General features: G+C 52.2%; 12 protein-coding genes. 8 read left to right on the forward strand and 4 right to left on the reverse strand.

The features are described 5' to 3' along the window. Positions 1–3 precede the first annotated feature (3 nt). Positions 4–1,344: an NAD(P)H-dependent oxidoreductase gene (locus tag AAC636_RS04470; RefSeq protein ID WP_340300548.1), complete on the reverse strand. Its 1,341-nt coding sequence runs from the start codon at positions 1,342–1,344 to the stop codon at positions 4–6. 225 nt (positions 1,345–1,569) lie between these two features. On the opposite strand from AAC636_RS04470, the gene AAC636_RS04475 reads away from it, so the two are divergent. The 3 genes from AAC636_RS04475 to AAC636_RS04485 are packed head-to-tail and all read left to right on the forward strand — an operon-like array spanning position 1,570 to position 4,221. Beyond that, positions 1,570–2,388 carry a transketolase gene (locus tag AAC636_RS04475; protein ID WP_340301087.1) on the forward strand — a complete coding sequence of 273 codons (819 nt, stop codon included), beginning with the start codon at positions 1,570–1,572 and terminating at the stop codon, positions 2,386–2,388. Next, positions 2,385–3,431, forward strand: a complete 1,047-nt coding sequence (locus AAC636_RS04480; RefSeq protein ID WP_340252268.1) for a transketolase family protein — start codon at positions 2,385–2,387, stop codon at positions 3,429–3,431. The genes AAC636_RS04475 and AAC636_RS04480 overlap by 4 nt, the downstream gene beginning before the upstream one ends. Before the next feature lie 37 nt (positions 3,432–3,468). Then, positions 3,469–4,221: an SDR family NAD(P)-dependent oxidoreductase gene (locus AAC636_RS04485; protein WP_317656145.1), complete on the forward strand. Its 753-nt coding sequence runs from the start codon at positions 3,469–3,471 to the stop codon at positions 4,219–4,221. Between the two features lie 2 nt (positions 4,222–4,223). On the opposite strand, the gene AAC636_RS04490 is transcribed toward AAC636_RS04485, so the two are convergent. The 3 genes from AAC636_RS04490 to AAC636_RS04500 form a co-directional block, all read right to left on the reverse strand. Then, positions 4,224–5,204, reverse strand: coding sequence for a LysR substrate-binding domain-containing protein (locus tag AAC636_RS04490; protein ID WP_340300549.1), 981 nt, complete (start codon positions 5,202–5,204; stop codon positions 4,224–4,226). A 69-nt stretch (positions 5,205–5,273) separates the two neighbouring features. Then, positions 5,274–6,119: a fumarylacetoacetate hydrolase family protein gene (locus tag AAC636_RS04495; protein ID WP_340261244.1), complete on the reverse strand. Its 846-nt coding sequence runs from the start codon at positions 6,117–6,119 to the stop codon at positions 5,274–5,276. 31 nt (positions 6,120–6,150) lie between these two features. Continuing rightward, the gene (locus AAC636_RS04500) at positions 6,151–6,822 is read right to left on the reverse strand and encodes a GntR family transcriptional regulator (RefSeq protein ID WP_340261243.1); all 672 of its coding nucleotides are present in this window, start codon (positions 6,820–6,822) and stop codon (positions 6,151–6,153) included. Between the two features lie 195 nt (positions 6,823–7,017). Between AAC636_RS04500 and AAC636_RS04505 the strand changes: the two genes are divergently transcribed. The 5 genes from AAC636_RS04505 (at position 7,018) to AAC636_RS04525 (ending at position 13,227) form a co-directional block, all read left to right on the forward strand. Further along, positions 7,018–8,031 carry a TRAP transporter substrate-binding protein gene (locus AAC636_RS04505; protein WP_340252260.1) on the forward strand — a complete coding sequence of 338 codons (1,014 nt, stop codon included), beginning with the start codon at positions 7,018–7,020 and terminating at the stop codon, positions 8,029–8,031. 101 nt (positions 8,032–8,132) lie between these two features. Then, positions 8,133–8,936, forward strand: a complete 804-nt coding sequence (locus AAC636_RS04510; protein WP_340252258.1) for a TRAP transporter small permease subunit — start codon at positions 8,133–8,135, stop codon at positions 8,934–8,936. A 2-nt stretch (positions 8,937–8,938) separates the two neighbouring features. After that, positions 8,939–10,567 (forward strand): TRAP transporter large permease, encoded by a 1,629-nt coding sequence (locus AAC636_RS04515; protein ID WP_340261242.1) that lies wholly within the window; start codon positions 8,939–8,941, stop codon positions 10,565–10,567. Positions 10,568–10,662: 95 nt separating this feature from the next. Next, the gene (locus AAC636_RS04520) at positions 10,663–12,153 is read left to right on the forward strand and encodes a UxaA family hydrolase (protein WP_340261240.1); all 1,491 of its coding nucleotides are present in this window, start codon (positions 10,663–10,665) and stop codon (positions 12,151–12,153) included. A gap of 9 nt (positions 12,154–12,162) precedes the next feature. Further along, positions 12,163–13,227 carry a Gfo/Idh/MocA family protein gene (locus AAC636_RS04525; protein WP_340261238.1) on the forward strand — a complete coding sequence of 355 codons (1,065 nt, stop codon included), beginning with the start codon at positions 12,163–12,165 and terminating at the stop codon, positions 13,225–13,227. Positions 13,228–13,237 lie beyond the last annotated feature (10 nt).

The following is a 13,237-nucleotide window of genomic DNA, read 5'->3' on the forward strand; positions in this document are numbered from 1 at the left end:
TCCCTAGCCATTGGCCATTTCGCGCAAGGCACGGCGCATCTCAAATATATCGAGATCGTCTTTGATTTCGACATCGTCTAGGGTCACGATCTGGTCGCGGGCGATGTCGCGCTTGAGTTTGATGTGATGTGCAAGCCCGATTGGCAAGGCATTGACCTTGGCCGCGCGCGTTGCGGGGATTGCCTTGGCCCACACTTTGAACCCGCCTTCGCCGTCCAAATAGTCGCCTGCTTTGAAATCCCCTTTGGCGGTTGCGACTGCATCGGCGCGATAAAGCGTTGAACTGCCTGTGGCCTCGCCCCGCAAAACAGCGTTCAACACGGAAACCGATGTTTCAAGGCCGATCAAATGGAACGGCCGCCACATTGACCCATACCACCCGCTGTCATCGGTCAAGAGCCCATATTGCTGGAAGCAAGCGCGCGTATATTCATCAGGCGCCCGAAAGGTGACGAACATTCCGTATTGGATATTGTTCATTACCACCCGCCCATCGGGCTCGCGACTTGCTGCGATATCGACCAAACCTGCGCGGGCCAATTGCCCGCCTTCGGATTGGGGTTTGAATACGCGTGCCAGATCATGCAGGCCCGCAGGGTGGAAGGCCAAGCCATCCTCTGGACAGTCAAGCCCTGTGGCATTGGCGACCGCGGCCATTTCAATCGCGGCCTTCGTGCCATCGGTGAAACTGTTATACATTTTTGGATTGAAATCACCTGCAGCGACTTCTTCATCGCTCCACCCGAAAAAGCCCCAGACCGTGTCGGGGGTCGAATAGCGGTAATGCGGGCAGAAATTCATGCCCTTTCCTGCGGCGACCAATTCAAAGCCGCTCGCCTGCACCCAATCGACAAGTTCGCAAATGGCGGCAGGCTGATCGCCATAGGCCATGGAATAGACCACACCTTTTTCACGGGCGCGCGCGGCCAGATAGGCCCCGCATAGAACATCAGCCTCAACATTAACCATGATCACATGTTTGCCCGCCTCAATGGCGGCAAGCGCATGGCGGATGCCTGCAATCGGATGCCCTGTGGCCTCAATCACGCAGTCGATGCCATCAAATTCCATCAACGCCTCCGCGTCATCGGTAATGCAGGTTTTGCCCGTCTTATACGCGTCAGAGAGGGTCGGGGCGTCATAGGCCTCGGCAGCCCAATGAACGCGCGCGAAGGAGGATTTGGCCTTGCTGATATCAAGATCCGCAACAGCCACAATGTGATAGCCCTTGATGTGCTTTGCCTGCGCGAGGATCATTGAGCCAAATTTTCCCGCCCCAATCAAACCAACACGCACAGGCCCCTTGGCGGCGTTATATTCGGCAAGCAGTCGTGACAGGTTCATGATGTTTTTCCCCTATTGGTTGCGGCACAAGCCCTATCCTTGATAACGGGACGGCTGCGACAATAACCATCATTTTTTTGAGCATTATCTTAAAGCAGGGCTTAAAGATAATTCATTTATCTGGTCTTGTTTTTCGTCCTGTCGCTGCCGCATCTTCGGCGCGGATATCATGGGGAAACCGCAGAGCATGCAGGGAGGGGTGTTGTGAGCCAGAGCGGAGCAAATATGTCGCTTGCACAACGGGCTTGGGCAATTCGGCGCAACGCGCTATTGATGGGCGAGGTGCAGGGGCAAGGCTATATTGGTCAGGCGCTTGGTGTCGCTGATATTTTGGCCGTGTCCTATTTTCATGTGATGCGCCTGCGCGCCGATGATCCAGAATGGGAAGGGCGCGATAGGTTTTATCTCTCTATCGGTCACTATGCGATCGCACTCTATGCAGCACTGATTGAAGCGGGGATTTTGCCCGAGGATGAAATCGCCACCTATGGCATGGATGATAGCCGCCTGCCGATGTCGGGCATGGCCGCCTATACGCCTGGGATGGAGATCACAGGCGGATCGCTTGGTCATGGGTTGGGCATTGCGGTGGGCGCAGCCTTGGGTCTGAAACGTAAGAACAACCCTGCCTTTGTCTATAATCTGTTGTCAGATGGCGAACTTGGCGAAGGCTCGACTTGGGAGGCCGTGATGTCTGCCACCCAATGGAAATTGGACAACCTGATTGCGATCGTTGATTTCAACAATCAACAGGCCGATGGGCCAAGTCGTGCGGCCTTGGCCCAAGGGGCCGAAGCGCCGAAATGGGAGGCCTTTGGCTGGTTCGCACAAGAGGTGGATGGCAATGATTTAGCAGCGGTGGTTGCGGCCTTTGATGCGGCCAAAACGCATCCCAATCCATGCCCTCGTGTTATTATTTGCAATACCAAAATGTGTCATGGGATCAGCTTTCTTGAGACCCGTGAGAAAACGCATTTTATCCGTGTCGAAGCCGATGAATGGGCCAAGGCCTTGGCTGAGCATGAGGAGAAAAAGCCGCTATGAGCATCCCTCCCCATTCCCGCAGAAAGTCGAAATATACCCCCCGCAGCCGCGCAAGTGGCGCAGATGCAGTGCGCACATCCGCTATGATCGCCTCTCTTGATGCCGAAGGCCGCGAGACGATTGCGGCGCCATTTGGTCATGCATTGGTGGACTTGGCCAAGACCCGTGCGGATATCGTGGGGTTGTCTGCCGATTTGTCGAAATACACCGATCTGCATATTTTTGCGCAGGCCTATCCTGAGCGGTTTTATCAGATGGGTATGGCCGAAGGGCTTTTGATGTCGGCCGCAGCAGGGCTTGCGCGCGAAGGGTTTACGCCCTTTGCAACCACCTACGCGGTTTTTGCCGCGCGGCGCGCCTATGACTTTATCGCTATGGCGATTGCAGAGGAAAACCTGCCCGTCAAAATCGTCTGCGCGCTGCCGGGTTTGACCACAGGCTATGGCCCAAGCCATCAAGCGACCGAAGACATGGCGATCATGCGGGCGATGCCCAATATGGTGGTGATTGACCCTTGCGATGCGGTGGATGTTGCACAGGCCACGCGCGCCATCACAGACTATAACGGCCCTGCATATATGCGGCTTTTGCGCGGACAAGTGGCCAATGTGTTGGGCGCGTATGATTATAGTTTTGAGCTTGGTCGCGCGAAGTTGCTGCGCGAGGGTGCGGATGTTTTGATCATTTCTTCAGGGATCATGACCATGCGCGCTTTGGATGCGGCGCAGGTTCTGGCGCAAGATGGCATTGGCGTTGCGGTGTTGCACAGCCCAACCATCAAACCCTTGGATCAAGACACAATTCTTGCCGAGGCACAAAAAAACGGGCGCCTTGTGGTGGTTGCAGAAAATCATTCCATCACAGGCGGGCTTGGTGATGCGGTCGCCAAGACGCTGATGACGCATGATGTCTTCGTGCCATTGCGCCAAATTGGCTTGCCAGATGAATTTTTGGACGCAGGCGCATTGCCAAGCCTGCATGACCAATACGGGATCACAGTTGAACGGATTGCAGAGCAACTGCGCCGTTGGGTCGACCAATAACCACGCGCCGCGCGGCGCGGTCAAAGGAGAAGCGAGAATGGGTTTACTGGACGGACAGATTGCCATCATCACAGGGGCTGCAAGCCCGCGCGGATTGGGCAAGGCCACGGCAAAGCTTTTCGTGGAGCATGGCGCAAAAGTGGCAATCTTGGATTTGGACGAGGGCCAAGCCGAAGAAGCCGCCGCTGATTTGGGTGCGGGCCATATCGGGCTTGCCTGCGATGTGACGCGCAAAGAGGATTGCGACCGTGCGGTCGCTGTGATCCTCGAGGCCTATGGCCAGATTGATATTTTGGTCAATAATGCGGGCATTACACAGCCATTGAAGATCATGGAAATTCGCCATGAAAATTATGATGCCGTGTTAGATGTGAACCTGCTTGGCACGCTCAATATGAGTCAGGCTGTAATCCCGCATATGCGCGAGCGCCAAAGCGGCAAGCTTGTGAATATGTCATCGGTATCGGCGCAGCGGGGCGGCGGTATTTTTGGCGGGCCGCATTATTCGGCGGCTAAGGCGGGTGTTTTGGGCCTGACCAAGGCAATGGCACGGGAATTGGCGCCTGATGGCATCCGTGCCAATGCGATTTGCCCAGGATTTATCGCCACCGATATCACGGCGGGCAAGCTGACCCCTGAGATGAAGGTGCAGATCCTTGCGGGCATCCCGATGGGGCGCGCGGGCGAAGCCTCGGACGTGGCAGGTTGCGCGTTGTTCTTGGCATCTGATCTTTCGGCCTATGTCACGGGCTCTGAGGTCGATGTGAACGGCGGATCGTTGATCCACTAAACCTAATGCTGCTCTGCCGCCCGCTCGAGGTCGAACTCTATACGGGTTTGACGCAATCCGTGGCGGGCGCAGGCAGCGGTGATTTCAGTTTCGAAATCCTTGGTCTGCGATTTTAACCACGCAAGAAATTCTTGCACAGCGCGCCGCTTGATATAGCGACTCGGGCAGATCGCCCAATAGGATGGAAAGCGCAAAACGGGAATTTGCGGCAGAACTGGCACAAGCCGCCCCTCGGCGATTTCAGGCATAGCTAAGGACATGCTGTCGAGCACCACGCCCACCCCATCAACGGCCAGTTGCAGCGCCATAGAGGAGCGATCCATCAAAATCGGCATATGCCGTTCGGGCAGGGTGATGGCATTGTGGTTCAGCCAATAGTCCCACTGGCACAAGGCCCGTGGCGTGCCAATGAGACGTGCCGCGGCAAGGGTGGCGGCGGCATCGCCGCTTTGTGGGAGCTCTTCTAGGTAGTCGGGGCTGCACAGGGGAACCACGCAATCGTCAAACACCGCTTCGCTGTGATAGCCCGGCCAATTCCCCGTGCCATAGCGTAGATCCAGTTCCATCATCTCGCGGTCAAAATCGGTGGGGTCGGGGGCCGCATCAATGTGAAGATCCCAATCAGGATGGCGCGCGATGAAATCAGACAGGCGGGGCCCCAACCACCGCACCCCAAAACTGGGGGTTACGCGCATATTCAGCTGATAAGTTTCGCGCCCGCGTTTGAAATGACGGCTTGTGTCGCGCAGCATGCGAAGCGCCACGGAGGCCGATTGAAACAGTTGCTCGCCTTCCAGCGTCAGGCTCAACATACGCCCCTGACGACGGAACAGCTTTACGCCCAGATTTTGTTCAAGAAGTTTGATTTGTTGGCTGACCGCTGAGGGCGATACTGACATCTCTTCGGCGGCGCGGCTGATCGTGCCCCGCCGTGCCACGGTTTCGAAATACAGAAAACCGTTAAGGTTGGGCGTGCGCGACATGGGGACAACCTTTGGCCGAACATAAAAAACCAAGGCGGGCGAACCCCGCCTTGGGAAACTTAGATGGCCTTAGCTTGCAGCTTCGGCTGTTTGTTTTTGTGCGCCGAGACCCTTCACTTCGATCTCCATCATATCACCTGGCTTGAGGAACCGTTGCGGTTTCATCCCCATACCTACGCCCGAAGGTGTGCCTGTCGCGATGATATCGCCCGGAACCAGTTTCATGAATTGGCTCATGTAGGAGATGATTTTCGCGACACCAAAAATCATATCATCGGTGTTCGAATCCTGCACAACTTCGCCATTCAGCGACAAGGTTAGCCCCAGTTTTTGCGGATCGCCAACCTCATCTGCGGTGACCAGATAGGGGCCTGTAGGGCCAAAGGTTGGAGCAGATTTGCCTTTGATCCACTGACCACCTTTTTCGATTTGGAACTCGCGCTCTGAGACATCGTTAATGGTGCAATAGCCCGCCACGTAAGAGAGCGCATCTGCCTCGCTGACATAAAGCGCCTCGCGGCCGATCACCACTCCAAGCTCGACCTCCCAATCGGCTTTGACCGAATTGCGCGGAATGACCACGGGGTCAAACGGGCCAGACAAGGATGAGGTCGCTTTGGAGAAAATGATGGGCTCCTTTGGGGGCTCTGCGCCTGTCTCGGCGGCGTGTTTGGCGTAGTTTAAGCCAATGCAATAGAAATTAGGCACAGAGGCAAGGCAGGCCCCAATCCGACCAGGATTGGCAACAACGGGTAGAGTTGAGATGTCGATTTTGCGGATTGCGTCCAAAGCCTCAAGTGACACGGCTGCGCCTGCGAAATCGGCGACATGGCTTGACAGGTCGCGCACTTGGCCTTCTGCATCTAGAATAGCTGGCTTTTCCTGACCCTGGGGGCCGTAGCGCAGTAATTTCATCTATTATTCTCCTACTCTTGATTTGATCTTGCTATGTACCCTTCCGGGCATTTTGGTTTGTAATCTGTTGACGAATATCTTCGGCTAATTGCGACAGATGCGCTCCCACTGCGCTGCAAGCGGCCCGTTTGTCTCTCATTTTTAACCCTTCTAGGATAGAGTTATGTTGACTGACGACACGATCTCGGTTGCGACGTTCCCGCGCGGCTAAATAGCGTGCGTGCCATAGCCGTTGCTGAAAGGCTTGATGTGTCTTTGCTAGTGCCGAGTTGTGCGACGCTTTGGCGATAGCTGTATGAAACGACATGTCAATCTCAAACATGTCGAGGGGGTCGAACTGGTAGAAATTCGCATCCATATTTTCAACAATTTGCTGCATGTCCTCGAGATCTTTCTCGGTCGCGTTTTCGCACGCTAGTTCAACGGAAAGATTTTCCAAAGCAATAAGGACTGCAGCCTGCTCTGTTGCGGATGTTATATTCAGCTCTGCAACTACTGGACTCCTGCTTGGCCGAAGCTCAATGAGCCCTTCCTTGGATAGCATACGGATCGCCTCGCGCATCGGCGTACGACTCACACCCATCACGATGGCGGTGTCTCGTTCTTTGATTGGATCGCCAGGTTTGATGTCACCTCTAAGGATGCATCTTCTGAGCTTTAGAGCCGTTTGGTCGGCCAAATTTTGCGATGAAAACTCTGACATAGAAATTTCACAATCGACAACAAACCAATAATCAACGTTTGAAATAATTGAGATGAAAAATTTTGGTATACCAAAAGTTGTTGATTGTCGATAGCGCTTTGGCTACCGTCGATTCTAGATGGTGCGCCATCGAATTTTAAAAGCTGCAGTACAGCAGCAAAATACTCAGCGGCTAAAGCCGCAAAGGGAGGAACGATGAAAATTAAATCGCTTTTAGTAACAGCTGCAGCGGGTGCTATGGTCGCCGGCGCAGCGGCAGCGGACCCGGTCAATCTCCGGATCCAAACTCACCACGCTGCTGAAACGCCGCTTGGTCGTCATATTACACAGTGGGCTGACGACGTTAACGTAATGTCGGGTGGAGACATTACTGTAGAGATGTTCTTCTCCTCATCTGTTGTGGGTTCTGTTGAAACTTGGGACGCTGCGGTTAACGGCATTCTGGATTGCGACGCAACCGGCGCCGCTTACCAAACTGGTAAAAACCCTGCCTTCCAATTCTTGGGCGATATCATGGGTGGTTATGACACTCCATGGCAGCAGTATTCGTGGCTTTACCAAGGCGGTGGATACGACGATGCCCAGGAGCTGTACAATGCATACAACATGCAGCTCATCGGCTGGTCGCTGTTTGGCCAAGAGTCGATGTCTTCTTCCCGTCCAATCGCTGGACCAGCAGATCTTGTAGGTTGGAAGTTCCGCTCGCCTCCTGGAATGGAGACCGAGATTTTTGAGAAGCTCGGCGCATCGCCTATCGTGATGGACTTTACCGACATCTTTACCGCTCTTGAGACGGGTGTGATCGACGGCGCCGACGCTTCTGCGCTTGCTAACAACGTAGCAATGGGTCTTTACGACATCGTAGGGCATGCGTCATTCCCTGGCTTCCACTCAATGCCATCTGACCACCTAGCCTGTAACAAGGACGTTTGGGATGGTTTGACTGAGCAGCAGCAGCGCATCATGGAAGTTGCATGGCAGAAGCTTTCTCTGCAGCTGACCCTTTACATGGACGTTGCAAACGCCGAAGCGGCGGCTCAGTTGACAGCCGATGGTATCGTGCTTCACGACTGGTCGGCAGAAGATCGTGCGATGTTCCGCTCGATGGCTCAAGAAGCTTGGGCTGACTGGGCAACACGTTCGCCTGAGGCAGCTGCGCTGGTAGACAGCCATGTTGAGTACATGACCGTTCTGGGCCTGATCAACTAATGCTCAATGGCCGCAATTAGCGGTTAGCTCGGGGCTGGCGAACTACCAGGTTCGCCAGCCCCTTCCAGCAGGGTTAAACCAACACGTGATTGGGGCAAATTATGCAGACTAATAGTCTTTGGTTGGGGAAGATGCGCCAACCAGTAAAAATGCTAGCGATTGCATCTGGCTGTATTACGGGCGTCATCTACTTGTATCTCTTGTCCACCCATTTGTGGGCAGAGGAAGGTATGGGCCTGTATGAGATGATCCGGCCTGAAGGGCGGCCAATTGTACCGGTTACTTGGGTATCAGTTGCCTTTACTTTAATCATGACCTCGCTTTATTTTTCTGACACCAAAGGTGCGATTGAGCCCGTGCCCGACGGCTTTTTTGACAAACTAACTTTGGTGACGTCCAGGCTTACCATGATCGCGATTGCTGTAATTGTGATGGTAATGTTCTACGAGGTGGTTGCGCGGTATGTATTTTCAGCGCCAACTTTGTGGGCCAACGAGATGTCGCTTTGGATTGCTGCTTTCGTGTTCTTGTTCGCTGGTCAGTACGCCATGCAGCAGCGAAGCCATATTCGGATCTACGTTATCTACGATATGATGCCACGCTGGGCGCAAAAAACTGCTGACGTTATTTCTGTTGTTTTAATCGTTTTCTTTGCCTTTGCGCTTGTCTGGGGGGGCTACAACGATGCGGCAGCACGTTGGGCCCGTATGGAGGTTTTCGGAACGTTTTGGGATCCACCCATCCCAGGCACATTGAAGGCTTCACTTCTGGCCATCATCAGCTTGGTCGCTGTCCAAGCTGTGTCCAACCTCTTCTCAGATTGGAACAAGGCTCCTGAGCACCTTGCCCACGATGACATTGATGAAACGGAAATCGAAAATATTCGTAAGACTTTGGAGCAGTAAACATGGAATTTTTGGAATTATTTTCGTGGATCAAGACTAATGACATCGGCACAATTAGTCTTGTTCTGCTCCTTTCAATGTTTGCTTTGTTGGCGATTGGTATGCCGCTTGGGTTTGCATCGGCTGCGTTGGCAGTTCTTGTTCTGGGTATGAAGTTTGGTCCGGAATTCATCTTCAGAGATTTTGGCTCTGGCCCATTGGCCGTTCTCAGTCAGGCAATTTATCGCCAGATGACAAACTACGTTCTGATTTCGGTTCCTCTCTTTATCTTCATGGCGGCACTACTAGAGCGCTGTGGTATCGCCCGAGACATGTACAGTTCTCTGAACGTTTGGTTGAGCCGAACTCGGGGTGGTATTGCAGTAGTTACCGCGATTATGGCGGTCATTATGGCTGCCATGTCCGGCATTATTGGTGGTGAGGTTGTACTTCTGGGCCTCATCGCTTTGCCTCAAATGCTGCGTCTTGGATATAATCAAAATCTGGCAATCGGAACCATCTGTGCGTCTGGCTCGTTGGGTACAATGATCCCGCCATCTATCGTTTTGATCTTCTATGGCTTGGTGACTGAAACTTCGATCAAGGCTTTGTTCACAGCATCCTTCCTACCTGGCTTCATGTTGGCGACGTTTTTCATTCTTTATATCTTGATCCGCACCAACCTAAACCCGTCACTTGCTCCTCTACCGGAGCCTGATCCTTCGATGCCTAGTGGGTCCGAAAAGGGTATGTTGTTCCTTGGCTTTATCGCTAAGTTCGCCATGTGGGTGACGGGTGTCCTGTTCATCCGAGCGGTGTTTTTCACGCTCACTGGTGATAATAAAATCGTAGAAGGTATTGATCCAATTCCGTTGGGGATGGTTGCTGATATTCCCTACATTGTTGGAGCCTTTGCTCTGGCTACAGCGACCGTCTTTTTGTTGGTTGGAAAAGAACGCACCGAACGTGGTTGGGAGATGGGCAAAGGCTTGATTGCCCCTACGATCGTGATTGGTGTTGTTCTGGGTTCCATCTATATGGGTATTACTGGGATCACAGAGGCTGCTGGGATGGGCGTGATAGCAGTGTTTGTGCTTGGGTTAGTCCGTCGCGAAATGACCTTCGAGATTGTCTGGGACAGCCTTATGAGGACTTTGAAGTCTACCGGTACAATTATTTGGGTCACTATCGGTGCCGCAGCTTTGGCAGCATCATACACGCTAGCTGGGGGACCAACTTACGTGGCTAACTTGATCGTTGCCTCGGAGTTGCCGACAATGGGCGTTATCTTGATGATGATGCTCATCTTCCTCATCATGGGCATGTTTATGGACTGGATTGGCATTGTGCTTTTGGTCATGCCAGTGTTTTTGCCCATTGTGACAAGGCTTCCGATTGAGGAGATAGGACTAATAGGCCAGCTCGAGCCTCGCTATGTCGCAATTTGGTTTGGTGTGGTGTTCTGTATGAACATGCAGGTAAGCTTCCTGTCGCCACCATTCGGACCAGCGGCGTTTTACCTAAAATCGGTTGCGCCGCCGCATATCACATTGACGGCCATTTTTAGAGGTTTCCTGCCCTTTATTCTTCTGCAGCTTTGCGCTTTGGGTGTATTGCTTATTTGGCCTAACATGGTGACGTTATTCCTTTAGGATAGGTCAATAACTGATCAAAATTGGAGCGCGCGTAATTGTGAAATAAATTGCGCGCGTTCTTTTATGGACGTTAAGTTTAGTGGTGTGTGCATATGAAGACAGTAAGACTTTCCCAATCTGATAATGTTGTTACTGCCCTAGAAACTCTTAAAATTGGCGATGAAGGTGCGGTGCAGGAAATTCCTCGAGGTCACAAGGTTGCTTCAGAGGATATTCCGGCGGGTTCAGCAATTATCAAATATTCGCAAACCATTGGTTACGCTGGTTGCAACATACCGAAGGGTTCGCATGTCCACACGCACAACTTGGAATTCCGTAACGTAGATACCGAGTATGAATATTCGACTAATCTGCGTCCTGTCCTTGCTGCAGATCAGACAGATTATTTTATGGGGTATCGACGTGCCACGGGTCGCGTTGGTACCCGTAATTATATTGCAGTGTTAACCAGCGTTAACTGCTCTGCAACTGCGGCTCGCTTAATCGCCGAACATTTTACCTCTGAACGTCTCGCAGCGTATCCGAATGTAGACGGGGTGGTTGCATTCGTCCATGGAACTGGCTGTGCAATGGGTGGAGACGGCACTGGCTTTGAGCTGCTGCAGCGAACTCTTTGGGGATATGCACGAAACCCAAATGTTGGTGGAGTTCTTATGGCCGGTTTAGGCTGTGAGATGATGCAAATTGATTGGCTGATCGAAGCCTATGGTTTGAAGCCTGGCCCATTGTTTCAGACAATGAATATTCAAGATATCGGTGGACTTCGCCGGACAGTCGAATGGGGTATCGAAAAAATTAACGCCATGCTGCCTTTGGTAAATGAAGCCCAGCGTGAGAAATGTCCCGCATCTGAGTTAATGGTTGCCCTTCAATGCGGCGGATCAGATGCATGGTCTGGAATTACCGCTAACCCAGCAGTTGGATATGCATGTGATCTATTAGTTGCGCAGGGAGGCACGGGAGTTTTGGCCGAAACTCCTGAAATTTATGGGGCCGAACACCTTTTGACGGCCCGTGCGGTAGATCGCAAAGTTGGCGATAAGCTGATTGAATTAATTAAATGGTGGGAAACTTATACATCGCGCAATGGGGGGTCGATGGATAACAATCCTTCTCCCGGAAATAAGAAGGGCGGTTTGACCACAATTTTGGAAAAATCCTTGGGCGCAGCGGCCAAGGGCGGGACCACTCCGCTTACCGGTGTTTATAAATACGCTGAGCCGGTCACAGCCAAGGGGTTCACTTTCATGGATAGCCCCGGATATGACCCGGCAAGTGTTACGGGACAAATTGCAAGTGGTTGTAACCTAGTTGTCTTCACGACAGGGCGCGGTTCGGCTTTTGGCTCTAAGCCTTCACCGACTTTAAAGGTAGCAACAAACACTGAGATGTATAACCGACTTATTGAAGACATGGATGTGAATGCCGGTCGTATTCTCACCGATGGCGCATCTGTCGAGCAAGTAGGACGTGAAATCTATGATGCTTGGTTACGTATGGCGTCTGGTGAGAAATCAAAATCTGAGACGCAGGGGTTGGGTGATTTTGAATTTGTACCATGGCAAGTTGGCGCGGTGATGTAAGGTAGGATTATGAAAAAACCTCTCCCAATTTGTGTTATCGGAGCAGGATTAATTGGAGCGCGCCATGTAGAAGTGGCGCAAAAGTCTGATTTTGTTGATCTTGTTGCTGTTGTAGAGGCGGATGAAGCCCGGCGGATTAAACTTACAGAAAGCGGCCTGTCTGCTGTGGCTACCTTGGATGACTTGCCCAAAAATGTTAGGGCTGCTGTCATTGCGACACCGACTCCAGCTCACTACGAGAACTCTATGTCGGCTTTGGATAAAGGGCTCGGAGTGCTTCTTGAAAAGCCCGTGGCGGCAACACTCGGTGAGGCTCTTGCAGTTGTTGATGCTTTCGAAAAAGCTGGCATCCCGCTGGTTGTTGGGCATCATCGGCGCTGCCATCCTTTCACGGTTTCGGCGCGTGAAGAGCTTTCAAGTCTCGGTGATTTGGTTGGTGTTCAAGGTTTTTGGTCGCTACGCAAAAATGACAGCTATTTCGACCCACTTTGGCGCCGTAAGCCAGGTGCGGGTCCTCTTATGATAAATTTGATCCACGAAATCGATTTACTAAACTTTTTAATTGGTGAAATCAGTGAGGTAACAGCACTGACTTCATCTGCTCGCCGCAAGTTAGAAATCGAAGACACCGCTTCATTGGCGTTGAGATTTGAAAATGGAGCTTTAGGATCTTTTTTAATCTCTGATGCTGGGGCTTCGCCTTGGAGTTTTGAGGCGGGAACGTTCGAAAATCCAAATATTGCAGGGACAGGTCAGGACTATATTAAGATCTCTGGTACAAGAGCTTCGATGGAGTTTCCGTCACGAAAGATTTGGAGGGCCAATTACTCCGGTGAAGTTGAATGGGGACGGGGTCTGTCTCAATTTGAAGCGCCTGCTTATAATTCTATTGATCCGATCCTTGCTCAGATGGAGCGGTTCGCTGCGGTTATAGATGGTGCACATGATGATGTCCTGTGCACTGGATCCCAAGGTATTCTGGCGATGGAAATGACGCTTGCTGCTGCCTTGTCGGCAAAGCTCGGAAAGCCTGTATCTCGTGGCGAGGTTCCCCAAGATTTCCGTGGTATTTGAAAAGATAAAA

Origin of the sequence: Roseobacter sp. HKCCD5988 (assembly GCF_037830355.1) — a bacterium.
In the GTDB taxonomy this organism is placed as follows: domain Bacteria; phylum Pseudomonadota; class Alphaproteobacteria; order Rhodobacterales; family Rhodobacteraceae; genus M30B80.

Coding starts and splice junctions, on each gene's coding strand:
- AAC636_RS04505 (WP_340252260.1), top strand. CDS start 7,018: ATGAAAATTAAATCGCTTTTAGTAACAGCTGCAGCGGGTGCTATGGTC.
- AAC636_RS04510 (WP_340252258.1), top strand. CDS start 8,133: ATGCAGACTAATAGTCTTTGGTTGGGGAAGATGCGCCAACCAGTAAAA.
- AAC636_RS04470 (WP_340300548.1), bottom strand. CDS start 1,344: ATGAACCTGTCACGACTGCTTGCCGAATATAACGCCGCCAAGGGGCCT.
- AAC636_RS04480 (WP_340252268.1), top strand. CDS start 2,385: ATGAGCATCCCTCCCCATTCCCGCAGAAAGTCGAAATATACCCCCCGC.
- AAC636_RS04475 (WP_340301087.1), top strand. CDS start 1,570: ATGTCGCTTGCACAACGGGCTTGGGCAATTCGGCGCAACGCGCTATTG.
- AAC636_RS04495 (WP_340261244.1), bottom strand. CDS start 6,119: ATGAAATTACTGCGCTACGGCCCCCAGGGTCAGGAAAAGCCAGCTATT.
- AAC636_RS04515 (WP_340261242.1), top strand. CDS start 8,939: ATGGAATTTTTGGAATTATTTTCGTGGATCAAGACTAATGACATCGGC.
- AAC636_RS04525 (WP_340261238.1), top strand. CDS start 12,163: ATGAAAAAACCTCTCCCAATTTGTGTTATCGGAGCAGGATTAATTGGA.
- AAC636_RS04520 (WP_340261240.1), top strand. CDS start 10,663: ATGAAGACAGTAAGACTTTCCCAATCTGATAATGTTGTTACTGCCCTA.
- AAC636_RS04490 (WP_340300549.1), bottom strand. CDS start 5,204: ATGTCGCGCACGCCCAACCTTAACGGTTTTCTGTATTTCGAAACCGTG.
- AAC636_RS04485 (WP_317656145.1), top strand. CDS start 3,469: ATGGGTTTACTGGACGGACAGATTGCCATCATCACAGGGGCTGCAAGC.
- AAC636_RS04500 (WP_340261243.1), bottom strand. CDS start 6,822: ATGTCAGAGTTTTCATCGCAAAATTTGGCCGACCAAACGGCTCTAAAG.